This window comes from Endozoicomonas sp. ALD068 (assembly GCF_049310145.1).
In the GTDB taxonomy this organism is placed as follows: domain Bacteria; phylum Pseudomonadota; class Gammaproteobacteria; order Pseudomonadales; family Endozoicomonadaceae; genus Endozoicomonas_A.
The window spans coordinates 3,280,688-3,298,041 of the sequence record NZ_JBLYNU010000004.1 but is presented as its reverse complement, the minus strand read 5'-3'; the positions used below and the strand labels follow the sequence as shown (position 1 = coordinate 3,298,041).

14 protein-coding genes are annotated in these 17,354 nt (G+C 49.9%); 8 read left to right on the top strand and 6 right to left on the bottom strand.

Annotated features, from left to right (window positions below):
* The first annotated feature begins 280 nt into the window (after window positions 1-280).
* From ACO6V5_RS11405 to ACO6V5_RS11380, 6 genes are all read left to right on the top strand, one after another.
* Entirely contained in the window at window positions 281-823 is a 543-nt protein-coding gene (locus ACO6V5_RS11405; RefSeq protein ID WP_422132954.1) for a GspH/FimT family pseudopilin, read from the top strand.
* Window positions 823-1,368 (top strand): type IV pilus modification protein PilV, encoded by a 546-nt coding sequence (gene pilV, locus ACO6V5_RS11400; protein WP_422132955.1) that lies wholly within the window; start codon window positions 823-825, stop codon window positions 1,366-1,368. Before ACO6V5_RS11405 ends, pilV (ACO6V5_RS11400) begins: the two co-directional genes overlap by 1 nt.
* On the top strand, window positions 1,368-2,138 hold the full coding sequence (locus ACO6V5_RS11395; RefSeq protein WP_422132956.1) for a PilW family protein: 771 nt from the start codon (window positions 1,368-1,370) through the stop codon (window positions 2,136-2,138). The genes pilV (ACO6V5_RS11400) and ACO6V5_RS11395 overlap by 1 nt, the downstream gene beginning before the upstream one ends.
* A 1-nt stretch (window position 2,139) precedes the next feature.
* Window positions 2,140-2,601: a hypothetical protein gene (locus tag ACO6V5_RS11390; protein WP_422411171.1), complete on the top strand. Its 462-nt coding sequence runs from the start codon at window positions 2,140-2,142 to the stop codon at window positions 2,599-2,601.
* Window positions 2,602-2,665: 64 nt separating this feature from the next.
* Window positions 2,666-5,116 (top strand): pilus assembly protein, encoded by a 2,451-nt coding sequence (locus ACO6V5_RS11385; protein ID WP_422411169.1) that lies wholly within the window; start codon window positions 2,666-2,668, stop codon window positions 5,114-5,116.
* The gene (locus ACO6V5_RS11380; RefSeq protein WP_422132959.1) at window positions 5,113-5,517 is read left to right on the top strand and encodes a type IV pilin protein; all 405 of its coding nucleotides are present in this window, start codon (window positions 5,113-5,115) and stop codon (window positions 5,515-5,517) included. The genes ACO6V5_RS11385 and ACO6V5_RS11380 overlap by 4 nt, the downstream gene beginning before the upstream one ends.
* Window positions 5,518-5,528: 11 nt before the next feature.
* Here ACO6V5_RS11380 and ACO6V5_RS11375 read toward each other — a convergent pair whose 3' ends face one another.
* The 6 genes from ACO6V5_RS11375 to ACO6V5_RS11350 are packed head-to-tail and all read right to left on the bottom strand — an operon-like array spanning window position 5,529 to window position 13,292.
* Window positions 5,529-5,951 carry a type IV pilin protein gene (locus ACO6V5_RS11375; protein WP_422411167.1) on the bottom strand — a complete coding sequence of 141 codons (423 nt, stop codon included), beginning with the start codon at window positions 5,949-5,951 and terminating at the stop codon, window positions 5,529-5,531.
* Between the two features lie 57 nt (window positions 5,952-6,008).
* A complete protein-coding gene (locus ACO6V5_RS11370; protein WP_422411165.1) occupies window positions 6,009-10,619 on the bottom strand; it encodes a pilus assembly protein in 4,611 nt (1,536 codons plus the stop codon).
* Between the two features lie 23 nt (window positions 10,620-10,642).
* Window positions 10,643-11,203, bottom strand: coding sequence for a pilus assembly PilX family protein (locus tag ACO6V5_RS11365; protein ID WP_422132962.1), 561 nt, complete (start codon window positions 11,201-11,203; stop codon window positions 10,643-10,645).
* 2 nt (window positions 11,204-11,205) lie between these two features.
* On the bottom strand, window positions 11,206-12,255 hold the full coding sequence (locus ACO6V5_RS11360) for a PilW family protein (RefSeq protein ID WP_422137461.1): 1,050 nt from the start codon (window positions 12,253-12,255) through the stop codon (window positions 11,206-11,208).
* Between the two features lie 3 nt (window positions 12,256-12,258).
* The gene (gene pilV, locus ACO6V5_RS11355) at window positions 12,259-12,729 is read right to left on the bottom strand and encodes a type IV pilus modification protein PilV (RefSeq protein ID WP_422132964.1); all 471 of its coding nucleotides are present in this window, start codon (window positions 12,727-12,729) and stop codon (window positions 12,259-12,261) included.
* On the bottom strand, window positions 12,726-13,292 hold the full coding sequence (locus tag ACO6V5_RS11350; protein ID WP_422132965.1) for a GspH/FimT family pseudopilin: 567 nt from the start codon (window positions 13,290-13,292) through the stop codon (window positions 12,726-12,728). The genes pilV (ACO6V5_RS11355) and ACO6V5_RS11350 overlap by 4 nt, the downstream gene beginning before the upstream one ends.
* 211 nt (window positions 13,293-13,503) lie before the next feature.
* Here ACO6V5_RS11350 and ACO6V5_RS11345 point away from each other — a divergent pair, with 211 nt between their 5' ends.
* A complete protein-coding gene (locus ACO6V5_RS11345; protein ID WP_422411162.1) occupies window positions 13,504-15,606 on the top strand; it encodes an EAL domain-containing protein in 2,103 nt (700 codons plus the stop codon).
* 99 nt (window positions 15,607-15,705) lie between these two features.
* The gene (locus tag ACO6V5_RS11340) at window positions 15,706-17,328 is read left to right on the top strand and encodes an NAD+ synthase (protein ID WP_422137463.1); all 1,623 of its coding nucleotides are present in this window, start codon (window positions 15,706-15,708) and stop codon (window positions 17,326-17,328) included.
* The last annotated feature ends 26 nt before the right edge of the window (window positions 17,329-17,354 follow it).

The window sequence follows — 17,354 nt, the reverse complement described above, 5'->3', positions numbered from 1 at the left end:
CTGGAGCTGGGTTACATCGTCTTTCGTTATCCATCAGGAAGCCGGAGGCGGTATCAGCAATCACGAACTGAATTCACAAACCTTGGGCAGAATGTCATGACGACAGATCTTTGGCATTCCCCGGGGAAGCCCTTAATCTCCCGATTCGTGTCAATTCTTTGAAGCCTTTTTATCAGGTGCTATCCGGCTCACACCTGGATAAGCCGCCTGTCATTCCCTGAATCTCTGGTCTTGCTTTTTTTCCTAAAGTTGGAGTGTCATTCAGCAAAGGAAGCAGGTTGTGTTCAGGCATCGCTTCGCAATTACCCGGCCCGGGCTTGTGAAAGGGCTGACCCTTATCGAGATGATGATCACCATTCTTTTGGTCGGCATCATTAGTTCCATAACGGTGTCTCTGGATTCGCTTGTGCAATCGTTTCGATTGGATTTTTACAATCAACGTATTTTCAGTAGTGTGGTGGTGGCTCGCAGTGAGGCGATAAAAAGAGGCGTGAATATCAGTCTCTGTCGAAGCAAAAACGGCACAAGTTGCGATACTTCAGGCAGCAACTGGAAAGCAGGCTGGATGGTTTTCACTAATCCCAACAATAACAGTTCGGTTGATACGGGTGAGGACGTTATCAGGGTATACGGAGAAATTGACAGTGATGTCACGATTAATCTGAATGCCGGTAACACATTGACATTTACCCCCAGGGGCAGCCCTTCAGTGGTGCGAACTATCAGAGTTTGTCCCACGGGAGGATTGGGCACTCCAATTAAAACCGTATCGGTCACAACGACTGGACAAATTCGAAAATCTTCTTCCACAGGTAATTGTTGATGGAAGCACACTTAAAAGCACATACAAAGACGTACAGAAAGGTTCCACAGAGCAAAGAGAAAGGCTTTGGTCTCATAGAAGTGTTGATAAGTGTGGTGATTTTTATGGTAGGCATTCTTGGGATGGCGGGAATGCAGGCTCAGGCCACCAGAGCAACTCAAGACAGCCTGCAACGTTCTCAGGCGCTCTGGCTGGCGAATGAGATGTCTGAACGTATGAAGGTGAATGTTCAGGGGGTGCAGTCAGGCCGTTACCAGAGTAGAGCCCAGACCGCCAGCAGTAATCTCTCATCCTATTGTGCCGGGCCTGCTCCCAGACAATGCCTTGCCAACACCTGCACGGCTGATGAAATGGCTGACTTTGATGTTCATGATCTCATGTGCCGAAATGCCAGACTATCCGACCAGCAGATGACTGTCAGCTGTTCAGCCAGCCCCTGTAATTCTGGTGCAACGGTGTCGATAACCCTTGAATGGGAAGCCAGAGGCGGCATTGGTAGTTTGTTTTTGGCTCAGAAATCACTGACTCTGAAATATCTACGGTAATGATCAGAAAATCCTTATTCCGACAGCAAGGGTTGTCGCTGATTGAACTGATGCTGGCGCTTGTGATCGGTTTGTTAGTCAGCAGCACCTTTTTAAAACTGATGTTGAACAGCAGTCGTTCTACCTATTTCCAGGAAGATCTTGCCCTGGCCCAGGAAAATGGGCGGCATACACTGTATCTGCTGGGTCGTGCTCTAAGACAGGCAGGCTACAGCGATGAAGTGAATAGTCTGGTGCTGCCATTCTTTACTGGCAGATGTGGCAGCGCGGCACAATGTACATTTGATGGTGGCGGTAACAACAGTGATCAGGTGGCTGTCCAGTTTCTACCTCAGAACAGTGAAGATTGTGCGGGTAACACCGTTCCGGCGAATGAGCTGACGGCCAATGTTTACTATGTGGCTCCTGATCCGGCTAATAACAATATTGATACTCTGTTCTGCCGGGGCTACAACCCGGCAAACTCTATAGCCAGAGGTGCAGCCAGGGCTGTGATCAGTGGTGTTGAACGTCTCCAGGCTCTTTATGGCGTTACCCATAACAATACGAATAATGTACATCAGTATCTGTCGGCCAGTACGGTCAGTGACTGGCGGGATGTCAGAAGTATCAGATTGGGCATACTTGTGAATTCTGGTCAGCAGGCTCGCTCATTTGAACAGCGAACGCGGACGTACAACATTCTGGACAGTAATACTTTGACCTTTAACGATGGACGCCCCCGATATGTCTTTACCACAGCCTATAAACTTAACAACGCCGGATTCTAGTATGAGATCTATTCACAGAGCCAGGCAACAGGGTGCGATCATGCTTATGACCATGATCATTATGCTGGTGCTGCTATTTTCGAGTTTGTTTGTCATGGAAATGGCTATTTTTGAAGAAATGGCGGTCAGCAATGAACAGAAAGGATTACAGGTCTATCAGGTAGCGTACAGTGAGTTGGATGGACAATATAAATACCTTATCGACAACCCCAGTGTTTTACTGGATGCCAAGGCCGGTAATGTCAGCCTGACCATTGTACAGGACCAGACAGGTTGCCCTAACTCGACTCAAATCTGCCAGACTGCCACTCTCCGATATATCGGTGAGGTACCACCGCCTCCGGGCTACAGCCTGGGCAAATACATGGGGCTGATGTTCGAAATTGATAGTGTCGCTACTTTGCTCAAGGCAGGCGCACAATCCAGTCAGACCCTGGGCTTTATCTATGTGACCACACTTTGAATCAATCTGAAGGCTTTGCTGCCGATGGAGAAGTAAGAGCGCGTGACGGAGGATTTCCCCTTTAATGCATCATCTACTTCTTACATTGCTTCTCAGTCTGTTTTGGCTGTCAAAGGTAAAGTCCGACGACACAGATCTTCTGATCAATGCATACAATAACAGTCAGACCGATACCCTGGGGTTTGCGGCACCCGGATCGGTCAGTGATGCTGCAAACGCTCTCCAAAGCTCTGATGAACTCTATTATATCGTGCTGCGGACTGAGAATGGCCCCAGCTGGCGCGGCAACCTCAAGCGTTACCGGTTGGGTTCGGATAATCAGGTTTATGATGCCAATGGTAATTTGGCTATCAATTCATCCACCGGATTTTTTGGCGGCGTTTCCAAAAGCTTTTGGGGAAATACTTATGATGGTGGCTCTGTTAGTGAAGGGGGGATGGCTGCCCATCTGAGTCAAAATCGGCTGGTGGTTTCCAATATTATCACTGGTAACAATCTCATCCTGAGTGCTTCGGGTAATCGTGTCAGTGAGAATAATTCAAGGATTACCACCGGGCTTCTGGCTTTGTCCGGGAGTGGGTCGGCAACGAACCGCACCAATGTTCTCAAGTGGGCCAGAGGGGTTGATGTTGACGACGAAGACAGGGACGGTTCCATTACGGACAATCGAACCAGTATTGGTGATCCACTTCATACCCAGCCAAAAGTGATCACCTATTATAAGAACAGTGTTGGCTCAGTGGTGGATCGAACTGTCTATTTCACCACCAACGACGGCTTTTTACACGGTGTAAATACCGCTAATGGCAGCACCGAGTTCTCATTTATTCCTAAAGAGTTGCTCGTTAACCTTAAACTCTACAAAGATAATCTGGTAGGGGGGGGGGACCACTATAGCGGCCCATCTTCCGATGCGGGTTGTGTCTGGGACTACCGAATACCCGGTAAATGCATTCCCGAGTATTGGTGCAGTTATCAGTATCGATTTTTAGATCTTCATCATACACAGAGTTGCCGTCTTAAAAATAGCATACCAAAGTCGGACGGTGACTGTTACTATAATTATTCTCTTTCTGTGCCCCCGGGAACCTGTTTAGAGCCTGAGTTTTGTGAGTATCGCTATAAGTTTGGTGATGTCCCCCTTGATAAGAGCTGCAGGCTCAGGAGCACCCCTCAGATACCGCCTCCCCCTGTGACTAAGCCGGCCAAGCCCTACGGCATGGATGGCCCTATGACGGTATGGATAAATGATGCCAACGGTGATGGCGATGTGCTTCAGACTAATAATGGCAGTCCCGATTCTGGAGAGCATGTCTATCTTTATCTCACCATGAGGCGCGGCGGCAGTAATATCTACGCTCTTGATGTTACTGAAAGGAACAGTCCGGTATTGAAATGGGTGATTCGAGGGGACCAGGACAGGGACAATCAGGCAGATAGCATTGCAAATAACCCTGATTTTCCTGAATTGGGCCAGACCTGGTCAGCCCCAACGCTGGCAAAGGTTCGTTTTAATGGTTCTGACAGACAAGTGCTGTTATTTGGTGCTGGCTACGATCAGGATACTGATGAACAGACGACGATCGGCAATAATGACATCGGCCGGGCCATCTATATGGTGGATGCCGAAACAGGCCAGAAGCTCTGGTCTGCCGGTAACAGCGGTACCAACCTGAACCTGTCGGATATGGATTACAGTATTCCTGCTGATCTTGCGGTCATTGACATCGACAACGATGGGCTGACGGATTACTTTTTTGCGGTGGACATTGGCGGTCAGGTCTGGCGATTCGATGTTAACCAGAATAACAGCGGAGCCTCGAACTTCGCCACGGGAGGGCGAATTGCCAACTTCTCTGGCAGCTCCAGTGCCGATGCCCGACGGTTTTATGAAAGGCCGGATGTTTCGCTGTCAAGATCGGTTGATCATTTGAACATTGTCGTAGGCAGTGGTTTCAGGGCGAAACCTCTGGGGACTCAGGTCAATGATCGGCTTTATGTATTCAGGGATCCCAACATTTACGACGCTCCTGCCAGTTATAACTACAACAATGGTTCAGTCATTGATGAATCAGCGCTCTACGATGCCACGGCCAACCTTGTACAGCAGGGGAATGGGGTTCAGCGGGCAACGGCCCGCAGTTCTTTGGGTAGCTTGAAAGGCTGGTATATCCGCTTTGAGGTGTCTGGAGAAAAGCTGCTGGGCAGGCCCACCGTGTTCAATAATGTCCTGACCCTGACTACCTATGCGCCTGGTGGCGGGGGTAGCAGCTTTCTTTATGTGTTGAACATTGATAATGCCAGTGCAGTGGTTGATCTTGATGGCAATAGTCAGGTTGTTAAAGGCGATCGCAAGAGACAGCTACGCTATGATACCTTGACGCCAGCGCCCGTCATTCTTAACCGTAGCAGTCAAGGCGCAGATATCTGTGTGGGTGGGGAGTGTTTTCAGGATATTCTCAGGGAAGCGGGTTCGATACCTTTCCACAAAACGTTCTGGAGGGAAAAACAGTGAGAAAGGTAAAGGGATTTACACTACTGGAAATTATTATCGTGGTGGCCATCATCGGTATTCTCGCTGCAATCATTGTCCCGTCGTACAACGAACATGTCATGCATTCCCGACGCAGCGAAGGCATATCGTCCCTGTTGACGATTATGCAGCAGCAGGAACGCTATTTTACCGAACAACTGGCTTATACTACTGATCTCTCAAAATTGGGCTATGCCATCAATGGTGCCAATGAAGTGGTGTCCGAGAATGGTCATTACTTAATCAGTGCAGCTGCGTGTTCTTCTATGACTATTTCACAGTGTGTATTACTGACTGCGACCCCTCAGGGTGTTCAGGCCCCGGACGGTAACCTGACCATCAATAGTCGTGGTACACGAACGCCACTCGGTTCCTGGCAATAGCTCTTTCCGGTTCACCAACATTCTGAAAACGCTGTCCCGGCACTGTCAAAACCGGCTTTGACCCCAAGTTGATTTAAGGTGATGGTTCGACAGTCTGCATCTTCAAATTGGTTGCTGCTGGTGTTTGCTGTGGCTGTCAGGGTATAGGTGGTATTGGTGGCCGTTACGGCGATGGTGTAGTGCCCGTCCGGAGAAGTAGCTCCACCAAGATTGTTGATATCAGTGGTATAAGCATTGTCGTAGGTGTAGAATTTCTCCTGTTCTGCGGCCGCCGTCGTCAGGGCGATATGGGCGTCTGTCCTGCGACTTTCAAAGACATATTGCTGATAGGATGGAATGGCAACCGCGACAATAATGCCGATGATAGCAACGACGATCATCAGCTCGATCAGACTGAATCCATTGCCTATAGTAGGCACTGGCTCGTTATCCATAACTCAGCTCCTTAGAATTATTTCTTCTGGCACATGGCCGTTTACGCTATAGCCTTCCTACTTGGGGATATTAAATATCTGTCGCCAGGATTGTCGGCCATCATCTGTCAGTGTGTATTCCAGATTGGTGCTGGAAATATTACCGGCACCGCCCTGAATAATAATGCTGGTTTTGCCGTCACTGCCCTGGTGGACTACCGGAGCCGGTGCCAGGCCTGCTCCCAGGCTGATTTTCTTTTCCGATACCGTATCGTCAGTAAAACCACCCGCAGTCAGCACTTGCTGGATACTGGCGGGTATTGCCGTGCCTGTCTGATAGTGCAGAGCATTCAGAAAGCTGGTGCCATCCACCAGACACTGATCAGCAGGTGGTTGGTATTCGGTGAACAGCAGCAGGGCAAAAGCATTAGCCGGTGAGCTAACACTTTTACCGCTGGGATTTTTGCCGTCATGGATCAGTCGGTTTTTCCAACCGGCTTCGGTGGTCAGGCTGTTGCGCAGGGACTCAAAGTTACTCACTGTCGTGCCCGGCGATACGGTAAAGCCGGATTTCAGGTCACCATCGGCTTCCACTTTAATATCCGTCGTATCAATCAGGCTGCTGAAGGGCACCGTGCCATAAGAGAACACATCACTGGGCTTGGGTTCTTTAACACCAAAAAAGAACTCCTGCTGAGTATTCTGACTGTCTGCCCGGGTCAACTCACGACCAGTACCGACAAAGACCCAGCGCTCATTATCGCTGTTGGTCACTGCCGTGGGACGGGCGCTAACAGGGCGCTGTGGGCGGGTTAAGGTGCCCAGTGTCCAGTTTGCAGCCAGAGGGTCTGCCAGGTTGATCCTTAGCAGTTCGCCACTGAGATTGCCTGCGGTTTCTACACTGCCAAAGTAGATGGCATCGTCATAGTAATCCTGATCCCAGTCCACGGTGGCCATGTTGCCGGCATAAGCCTGTGCGATACCACTGTCCATTGGGTTAAAAGCGCTGAGAAAGTTTTTGCTCTTCAGATCATAGACAAACACTTTCATATTCTGGTCACTGGTAGCATCGCCCAGAGCTTGTCGTATACCGCTGGGCCCTGTGCCTGTCGGACCTGAGCCAAAGGCCAGGTACCAGTTGTTTTCGGTGGGGAAATTATAGTCTCCGGAAGCATTGGGTTTTCGCCGTTGTATCACCACGGGTCGGCCCGTGGTATAGCCCAACTCCGGATGAGTAATTTCTGCCAGCAGTTTCGGAGGCTTTTCCGGGTTAGTAATATCCAGCATGACGTAGGCAGAACGCATTGTCCGGGTTGCACTGTTGACTGAAACGCCAATGGGTCCTCCACCCAGCCGCATGCCCATGAGCAGCACTGTTCCCCAGCCCTTTGGGTGGTCCGCATCCGGGGTGAAAATATTGGCATCAAAAATCAAAGGTTCGCCATCCATGTAATAAACATGGGGATAATCCGGTTCTGACAGCCAGCGAAGATGGGGCAATAAATTCATCGGTGTGTACGCCCAGAGTTCTCCACCCAGGGGGTGCTGAGTTTCTGAGGGATCATGATTCAGGTCAAAGCGCTGATTGTTTTTGTCCCAGAAACCGGCATTGAAGGCATGGATCATGCCATCGTTGGCACCCAGATACACGACCTGGCGGCGGTTTTCGTAGTGTTTCTGAAAATCGATAAAGGTTGCGTCGTTGCCGTTGAAGGGTTTGCTGTCAGAGTAATACCCTTCCGGTTTGGACACGGCGACGGGATTGGAGTGAATGATGTCGCCCAGTCGCCATACTTCCAGGTCGCCATCATTGTCGATGTCCACAGAACGGGAGCGATAATCCGTCTGGTCTTCGCCACGAATGAATTTAACCAGCTTATCCGATTCCGCTGCGTTCACACCTAAATAGTCACCGTTGCTGCCTGTGAAGGTGGCAGAGACAAAAGGCTGTTCCTCACCGGCATCGACACGGCCATTATTATTGGCATCCAGCCAGGTCAGGATATGACGGCCAGTGTTGGTCAGCGCCGTATAGTTTCTTTGACTGGTAATATTGTTGATTTCCGTCAAGCGTTCACGAGCGTCCCAGACAGGTGCCAGTGAGGTCAAATCGGCGGTACTGCCATCAGGCGTCAGTGTTACACCATTATCGGAAGAGGTATAACGTTGAATAACAGTAGAACTACTGGCGGGGTCAAAAGACAAGGTCACAACCTGGTCAGTCGAATAGTCATCCAGTGTCCGGTTACCATTGGAGTCTTCCCGGAAGTGACCTTTGGTATCAACAAATAAACTGTGAAGCAGTCCGACCCAACTGATTTCAATGTTCCTGACCGTTATTTTGGGGCGGAATAGCCCCTGAATGACCGAGCCTGCACCGCTGGCACTGTTAGAAACCAACGCGGCACTGGCACCGGAAGATATACGGCTGGCGATGTCCTTAAAAACCAGCTCCAGCTGGGTTCGTAACAAAGATGGATTGCTCGCCAGAAAAAAATTGTCGGGAATATTGTCGGCGCCCAGTTCACCTGTTGCGTTATTTCTGATATCCCACTCTCTGGAATCATTGTCAGGCACTCCATCACCATTGGCATCATGATTGGGTGTACCATCATTATCCAGATCGTTGAAGCCCCCATACTTTGCTGCCAGCCTCAGTGGTTTGGGCAAAATACCGGACGCAGTGCCAGTTGCCACATAGGTTTGAGTCTCTGGCGTTCCGGGACCCTGGGCTGCTCCACCACCGGGGCCCGCCGCGTAGGGTGACGCTATACCATCATTATTGGTACCAAAAATACTGTGGGAAAAAGAGTAGTTTCCGTTAGAAAACTTCCCTTCGAAGCGGGAACTGACCTGAATCTGATTGCCGGTGATGGCGGGTGAGCAGGCATTGCCAAGGCAATATTCAATACTGGAGCTGGCGTCATAATCATTGTCACAGCCTTCCTGACAATCTTCCCAGATAAACGTGTATTTTCCTTTTTTGCCGTCTGCCGTCTGCTCATCGACCACAAGGTCACGGAAAGAGCCGCTGGAAGTGATCGGTTGGAAGCTGACCGTCTTGTTGTTGACATTGGCGCTCAGGGAGGGAAGGCTGTCAGCCAGTTGAATGGTATAGGTTTTAATATTCTGGATACCATCAAGATCGGTTCTCAGGTCTGTTGTTTGAGCGTGATAAGCCAGACCCGCAACTGCGTAACCCCCTTCTTTGTCCGGAGCTTCAGGACAGATACCGACGGCATCTGAAAGATTGGACAGGGACTTTGCTGTGCAACGGTTGTTACTGCCACCGTAATAATAATTACCCGAGAGGTTGCCATTGTATTCAATGTCACCGAGATCGTCGGTTAGGTTAATCAGGTCATTGATATTACTCAGACCTGTGACATCAGAGATGCTATTGTCTAAATCATCCAGGTCATACACGTTGGTGCCACTGGATATAAGAATGATGGCACAGCTGGCGCAGTCATTGGCCTGGCTCATAGGTGTCACCCAGGCTTCATTGGTCATGCCTCGTCCGGCATCTGAGGTGCTGAAGTCAGAAGAACCTGCGTTGCTTCCCGAGAAATACCTGATGGCCTCAAGATAAATTTCTGAAATCGGGTTACGCCATGCAGTCAAACCAATGGCATCGATATTGTGAATAATACCCTGAACGCTGGTATTAAAGGTGCCATTGGATAGATTGATCTCATCATCATTTGGGTCGGTATTACCTGCAAACTGTCTGATATTGCGCCGCAACAGACCGCCTGAGCTGTTGCGGCCATAACTTCCGGTAATAAGACCAAATTGAATCTGATTTTCTTCGCCATAGCCTTGGAGCAGGCCAACGGGCTTGGGAACACCGCTGGAGTACTGTTTGCAACGCCCGGCATTATTGCCATCTTTGCCCGAGACACAAGCTTCTACCTGGACAGTGTGGGTCGCCAGTTCAGCACTTCTGGCAGGACTGAATGCATTTCCCCACTGACATTGGTTGATTTCTGTAGTGGCCCAGCGAGGAAACTGACCCGCTGCGATTCTCAGTGACGGTGCTCCAGCCCAGAGACTGCAAAAAGAAACCGGTGATGAATACGGAGTGTATTTATCAATGTCTGCACCGGAATAAACTTTGGCAAAAGCACCACTGAGGTTTGTAGAGAGGGAAGACCTTCTAAGCACTGTCTGTGTGGCAGAGTCCGTTGACCGATGTCCACCGTAGAGAATGACTCTCAGTATTTCCATTCTGGACATGGACACCCAGTTCATAAAGTTACCACTCCATGGGGCTGAGGCGTCCTGGCAAAAATGTTGATTGCTACCCGTTGCTGGCAATACGGGTTGGTACATCTTGTCCGAGCTGCTGTATGCGTAGCACCAGTTACTGTCAAAGTAACCGATGTAATCAAAGTCGTCCTTATAAGTTGAATCGATCAGGCCGTCGTCATCGAGATCGGTGTAGTCTGAATAAGCTCTTTGAAAGAGCTGTTGATCCACCGGCATCGCCAGCATAACAAGAGGCGATGAAAAGGTGCTGCCCTGGTTGGGCTTTGCAGCGTAGTCCGAGGCGGCTGCGATGGCCTGTTGCAGGAAAAGGGGCTGGAGCAGGAATGTCAATAAACAGATTTTTAGCGAAAACAGAGATAAAGGCTGTTTTCTGGCTGCAAAAAGCGCAGACGGACTGATCCCTTTTAACACGAACACTGTGAAATCCTTTTTCTTCTGGTTCACCGTTTGTAGGTGGACTGCAACATGACCTGACTATTGAGGTTATCGACCGAAGAAAGCACGGTTACACGGTAAAGCTTTGACCAGTCGGAAGGGTTGGCGGGGTTGGGAGTGACCCCAAACAAGACTCTTGGAATGTAGCAGAGGAATTCCACTGTATAGCGGGCTGAGGTTCCTGAAGGCACACTGGTGGCAACAATGGTTTTGCTGGCATCGGCCCAGAGGGCGGCACTTTCCCAGGGGCTGGCATTCCCGGCCCGACAGCTGATAATGCTGTTACGGTCAGAGCCATTGAAGCAGAGGCCATTACTGCAATCGCTGGCGAACGTGTTGATATCGTTGCAACTGCTCTGGCTTTTGATACAGCGTTCGGCCTCCAGCAGTGCGGTTTCGGCAGCGATAAAAGCGGTCTGATGAGTCCGGTAGCTGGCTGACATTCTTTGCTCAAGGCTTGAGAATTGAACCGCCGTCAGAGTCGCCATCACCATGAGTGTAAAAAAAATCATGGTGTAGAGCAGAGCGGTTCCGTCTTCATCGCGACGTCGTCTGATATGACTCATGATTATCCACTGTTTCTCAGGGCCATGGTCATGACATATTCCTTGCGTAAGAAGCGATCCGACTGAGTGACTTGTTGACCATCGAAAAGATAGGTTCTCGGGGGCGCAGGCGGAGGTGCTGGAACAGGGAGGATTTCGGTTTCACTGCGCGTCAGCAGATGAATTCGGATGGCGGTGGTTTGCAGCCAGTCAGCATGGCGAAAACTGCGATCACCGGCGCTGATATAGCGATTAGTGACCCCGTCGTTATCTGTGTCGAGGCCGTAATGAATTCGAATATCCTCAATGCCGTCCACTATGGCCAGTGCTGAGGCATTGCCTGCTTCTTTTCGGAACAGGGTAGGCAGGCCGTTATCCGGTTTCACAAAATAGCCCACAGATTCCAGAGGCTTCAAATAACCGGGATTGAATGACAGAGCGCCGGAAGGCGTCGAGCCGTCATAGCAGCGAAAACTGCCCTTGAGTTGAGCGACACAATTCTTGAAATCGCCGACACCGCTGGTGGTATGGGTTAGGGTACTGCCGCCGATGGAACTCAGGGCTATCAGGGCTACCTGAGAGCAGTCCTGACGGGTTATCACTGCAGCACCGCCGGCCGGCAGGGTCGAACCGATGTTGCGGTCCAGTGTCAGGGTGGATGTGGATGTGTCATGGTTGGTTATAGCAAAAACAGTGTCGGGATTGGCTTTGAAGATCAACAGGCTTTCCGAAGTGGCCTGAGCGTCCATCTTTGACCGCGTGTCAGAAAGATTCATTCCCTGTGTCGGTTGTTCAGCAGTGAGCCATTCATGGGGAGCACTGTTTTGAAGCAGAGCATTACCGATTGCAGCATCGGTATTACAGCCTGTGTAGCCAGCGACACGGACGTCATTGGATATGGAGCTGACAGCAATTCTGGCCGCTTCCTGCATTAGCCCCAACTGAAAGTTCAAGCGATTGGAGTTATTGCTGCTAAGAAAGGCCTGAGTGACCGAAGTAATGATGAAAATACCCAATAACATCGAAATCATCAGTTCAATCAGGCTGAGTCCCTTCTGCTTGGAACTATTCATGTTTTATAGCGTGCTCCTCAGAATCACCTGACGGCGGGGCTGCTGACCTTTGCTGTCATCAAAGAAAATCGTGATGGTGTAGTTCCGACCCTCTGGTGTATCGGTTTTGACAATTGAGCCATCTGAATCGGGGAGCTGAGTGTCGAGAATGAACTTCCACTGTGCTACGTCATAGCGGGCCAGCTCTGCAGGTGTGCAATCTGCTGTGTCGCAATCATCGGGATAGGCTGCGGGCACATTGCCGACACTGGCAGAATAACCGGGCCCATTCAGGCCATAGACCGGGTTGGCTTTGATCCTGTCGAGCATGTCGTAAGCAAGAATGTTGGACAGAGAGTTGAAGTAGGCAATATTGTTGTAACTGATGCTTCGGGTTTGTAAAGCAGCCATTCCCAAAAGGCCAGAAGCCAGAATGACCACTGTGATCAGAACTTCCACCAGGGTCATTCCTGCCTGAGAGCGCTTTGAACTCATGGACAGACCACCGAGTCCGTTGAGCGCACCCGGCCAGACAGGTTAATGGTGATGCCCCTGGCAACCTTGGATGTTGTCAGATTGTCGCAAATGAGAAAATTGCCTGAACTGGTGTTATTGACAGTGCCATCTCCCTCAAACACGATTGGAGTGTTGTTACTCCAGGTGATTGAGGCGATGGAATCTGTTGTCTGGGAACGTCTCAAGGTATCGACTCCTGAATCAAATAGGCCGTTACTGTTTTCATCGGTGAAAATGATCCAGCCTTGACTCCAGAGGGTTGGGTCTGCTGCGCAGGTGACTCCGTCAGTGGATGCACAGGCGATGGTATCGTTGCCGGTTTTAACGGCTTCACTGCGGGTGTAAAGCAGGTTTGACAGCAGGTTTTGCTGAATGTTTGAGAAACGGATGGAGTTAGACATTTCTCTCAGTTGTGGCAGTCCCATGGCAACAATAATCGCAGCGATCAACAGAGTGATCATCAGTTCAATTAATGAAAATCCTTGTTCTCCAGGCTCAGGGCTGTTTATTGCTCTGGCTTTATCATTGTTTGACTGCTCCATCACATCTGACCGGTTTTTAGCGCTTCTCTGATTAGTTTAGAAGTGCGTTTTCGTGATCTGTGTATAGGGTCAGAGAACCTGTAGAATTATTTACAAAGAAGCCAGACGGATAAAAACAGGGTGTTTTTTTGGCAGGGGCTAATGATTTCAGGCGTATGGCAGTTATAAGAATGAGATAAGCCTTAAACTCTCGTTGAATCAGGTCAATGCCATGGAGCAGGAAAAAAGGGATACTGTCCGGCTGTTGATAGTGGATGCTTCTTCTGAAGAAGCCGAGGCACTGCTGAATGTCTATCGGGATGCCGGATACCCGACCCGTGCTCATCATGTCATCGCTATGGAAAGTCTGGAAGAAGCCCTGTCCGGTCATCAGAAATGGGATTTGCTGATTATCTCATCAGCAGGCTTGCCAGAAGGATTAACAATCAGTTCAGTGCTTGATCGGGTTGACCAGCAGGGCAGGGATATTCCTGCCATCGTGTTGTCAGAAGAACAGGAAGAAGAGCAGGAAGAAGAACAGCTGGAATGGCTTAAGCTGGGAGTAAGAAGTGTCATTACCCAGGACAATGATGAACTGCTTCTGCTGACTTCCGATCGGGAAATTGCCGACCTTAATACCCGCCGTCACTACCGACGCATGAGTGTTGCCCTGAATGAATCAGAGAAGCAGAGGCGTCACCTGTTGGATGATCAGGTCGATGCCATCATCTACATCAGTGAAGGTCAGATTAAATACTCAAACCCGGCATTTAATGAGCTGGTAGGGGTTGATGGCAACGCCAGTCTTGTCGGTAAACCCTTTACTGATCTGGTTGCGGGCAGAGATCGCAGGGAAGTGGGTGACTTCCTGAACAGTATCGAAGACAGTGGTCGGGCACTGGCAGCCATTCAATGTCCACTGCTGGCTGATCGGGATAAGGAAGTGCCTGTGAGGGCTATAGTCAGTCCTACTTCCTATGAGGGGCGTTATACACTGAGCGTTTTGGTGAGAACCCAGGAATCCGAAGGAACTTCGGAAATTGGGCAGAAAGACGTTGAAGTCGCACGTCCCGACAGTGAAACCCACCTCTATGATAAAGAAGCTTTCAAGGAGCAGTTGGATGTTGCCATGCAGAGAGTGGTTGCAGGTAAAGACCAATTTGCCTTGCTCTGTATTACTCTCGATTCACTGCGGGCACTTCATGCCAAAGGAGGCAAAAGAGTCAGCCAGCCTTACTACAAGGAAGTTAGTTCTCGACTCGGATTGGTGTTGATAGAACATCAGGCTGCCAGTTGGAGCGGCGACTGTATTATGGCTCTGGTTAAGGCCAGTGATGAAAAGGCAGTGCGGGAGCTGGCCGATCAAGTTATCAGGGGTGTTACACACGAGAGAGTTACACTGGGAAGAAATGAGCTTCCCGTCAAGCTGAGTCTGGGGAGTGTCATACTGACCGATTCCAGCAGCGATCTAAATACTCAGCTGGTCAGAGCCCGTCATGCTGCCACACAGGCTCAAAAAGAAGGTGGCGGAAAGATTTGTTTCTTCCAGAAACGTAAAATTAATAAGGTCAGTTCTGTGGAGAAGCATCTGGCAGGCATGGTCAGTCAGGCGTTGAAAAATGACAATTTCAAATTGAAGTACCAGCCTGTGGTCAGTCTGAAAGGTTCTTCTGAAAAGCACTTTGAAGTTCAGCTGCATATGGTGGATGCCAGAGGTCGTGAACATGACTCAGTGGCATTCCGAAACAAGCTCGATAAAAATGCGCTCTGGAGCAAAGTCGATCGTTGGCAGGTCATAGAAGCAGGAAAAGCGCTTCTGAACCAAACCCGCACAAAGGATAAAATCCGACTCTTTATGCACCTCGGCGGTAACGCCATACTTGAGAAGGAGTTCCTGCCCTGGATGGGCGTTGCACTTAAGGCAGCAGGTATTCCTGCTTCATCCGTGGTTGTGGAAGTCAGTGAGCAGAATATTGTCCGCTTCAATAGACAGGCACCGGACTTTTTCAAGGCGGTCAAGGAGTTGGGTTGCAGTACTGGAGTGAGTGAGTTTGGCTGTAGTTTGAACCCTATGGAAACCATTGCCTCAATGACTCTGGACTATATAAAGGTCGATCCGTCTTTCACCAAAGATCTGACCAGCGAAAATCAGGGCGAAGAGCTCAAGAAAATGGTTCAGGCGCTGTCGGAAAAAGGTCAGAAAGTGATTGTTCCCCAGGTTCAGAGTGCTGTTGAAATGGCACCACTGTGGCATACCGGTGTTGATTTCATCCAGGGCGACTTTCTTCAGGAGCCTGCAGAACATATGGACTTTGATTTTGAGGGTGATTTCTAGCCTCCCCATAATCATGGATCATTTTGAGTTTTACACCGACTGCAACATCGTCGAAAATAGCCTGCTCTCAGATTCAAGATTAAGACATCAGGCTTTTCAATGTCAGCAAAGCTCAATATCGTCATGGCTCAGCTTAACCTCAAGGTGGGCGACATCGACGGCAACACCCAACAGGTGATCGAATCGGCTGAAGAAGCCCGTGATCAGCATCAGGCCGATCTGGTGGTTTTTCCTGAATTGACACTTTGTGGGTATCCCCCTGAAGATCTGTTACTCAGGCCCAGTATGGTGTTAAGAATTGAGCAGGCCATCAGCAAGCTCAGTGTGATTAAAGGCGTTGACCTGGTGATTGGACTGCCCGCCATGGGGGCTCATGGTTTGGAAAATCAGGCCGTGGTGTTGAGAGACGGTCAGGTGGTGGCCCGATACGCCAAACAACATCTGCCGAATTACCAGGTTTTCGATGAAAAACGCTATTTCATGCCGGGACAGAAACCCTGTGTCTTTGAGTGTAAAGGGGTAACGCTGGCACTGACTGTCTGTGAAGATCTATGGTATCCCTCTTCAGCCCAGCAGGCTGCGGATGCCGGGGCCGAGCTGATTTTGAGTCTCAATGCGTCTCCCTTTCACAAAGATAAGCAATCTATCCGTTACCAAACCATCCGCAGCCGTTGTCTGGAAACGGGTCTTCCTGTGCTTTATGTCAACCTGCTGGGTGGTCAGGATGAACTGGTGTTTGACGGTGGCTCTTTTGCTATGAACGGCAATGGGCAGGTTGCTGTCAGGGCCGATTACTTTGCTGAAGGTCTCTACACAACCCGTTTCGACATAGTAGACAAGGCTTTTGACCAGGAAGACGTCGCAGAGCTGCCAGGCCTTCATGAAAGGGTTTACAAAGCTCTGGTTACAGGTGTTCGTGATTATGTGAATAAAAATGGCTTCAAAGGCGTTGTTTTAGGTTTATCTGGTGGTATTGATTCCGCTCTGACTCTGGCCATTGCCTCTGACGCCCTGGGCGCTGAGCGGGTGCAGGCGGTTATGATGCCATTCCGTTATACCTCAAACATTAGTCTGGAAGATGCCCGTGAAGAAGCCGATATTCTGGGTGTCGATTACTCCGTCATGCCCATTGCACCGATGTTTGATGCGTTTATGGAAACGCTGAGTGCCCAGTTTGAGAATACCCAAAAGGACACTACAGAAGAAAACCTTCAGTCCCGTTGCCGGGGCGTTATGCTGATGGCTATTTCCAACAAAAAAGGTTACATGGTCCTCACTACCGGTAACAAGAGTGAAATGGCGGTAGGCTATGCCACGCTCTATGGTGATATGTGCGGTGGTTACAATGCCCTGAAAGATGTGCCAAAAACGCTTGTTTTTGAATTGTCCGAGTACCGAAATTCTTTGGGCTATGTGATTCCGCAACGAGTGATCGATCGCCCGCCTTCCGCCGAACTGGCACCGGATCAGGTGGATGAAGACAGCCTGCCTCCCTACGATGAACTGGATCGAATCATCGAAATGTATGTGGAAGAAGATAAAAGCGCGGAAGCCATTATCGAATCCGGTTTTGACCGGGATACTGTCTATCGGGTACTGCGCCTGATTGATGTTAATGAGTTCAAACGTCGGCAGGCGGTGGTCGGGGTTCGCATTACTCCCCGTGGTTTTGGGCGAGACCGCCGATACCCGATTACCAACGGATGGCGTCCGGGCATTTGAGGGTCCGGGCAAAACCAGGCTTCCCC

Excerpts from the sequence above, each read along its gene's own strand:
- pilV (WP_422132964.1), bottom strand. The coding sequence starts at position 12,729 with ATGAGTTCAAAGCGCTCTCAGGCAGGAATGACCCTGGTGGAAGTTCTG.
- ACO6V5_RS11395 (WP_422132956.1), top strand. The coding sequence starts at position 1,368 with ATGATCAGAAAATCCTTATTCCGACAGCAAGGGTTGTCGCTGATTGAA.
- ACO6V5_RS11385 (WP_422411169.1), top strand. The coding sequence starts at position 2,666 with ATGCATCATCTACTTCTTACATTGCTTCTCAGTCTGTTTTGGCTGTCA.
- ACO6V5_RS11360 (WP_422137461.1), bottom strand. The coding sequence starts at position 12,255 with ATGAATAGTTCCAAGCAGAAGGGACTCAGCCTGATTGAACTGATGATT.
- ACO6V5_RS11390 (WP_422411171.1), top strand. The coding sequence starts at position 2,140 with ATGAGATCTATTCACAGAGCCAGGCAACAGGGTGCGATCATGCTTATG.
- ACO6V5_RS11340 (WP_422137463.1), top strand. The coding sequence starts at position 15,706 with ATGTCAGCAAAGCTCAATATCGTCATGGCTCAGCTTAACCTCAAGGTG.
- ACO6V5_RS11350 (WP_422132965.1), bottom strand. The coding sequence starts at position 13,292 with ATGGAGCAGTCAAACAATGATAAAGCCAGAGCAATAAACAGCCCTGAG.
- ACO6V5_RS11345 (WP_422411162.1), top strand. The coding sequence starts at position 13,504 with ATGGAGCAGGAAAAAAGGGATACTGTCCGGCTGTTGATAGTGGATGCT.
- ACO6V5_RS11375 (WP_422411167.1), bottom strand. The coding sequence starts at position 5,951 with ATGGATAACGAGCCAGTGCCTACTATAGGCAATGGATTCAGTCTGATC.
- ACO6V5_RS11365 (WP_422132962.1), bottom strand. The coding sequence starts at position 11,203 with ATGAGTCATATCAGACGACGTCGCGATGAAGACGGAACCGCTCTGCTC.
- pilV (WP_422132955.1), top strand. The coding sequence starts at position 823 with ATGGAAGCACACTTAAAAGCACATACAAAGACGTACAGAAAGGTTCCA.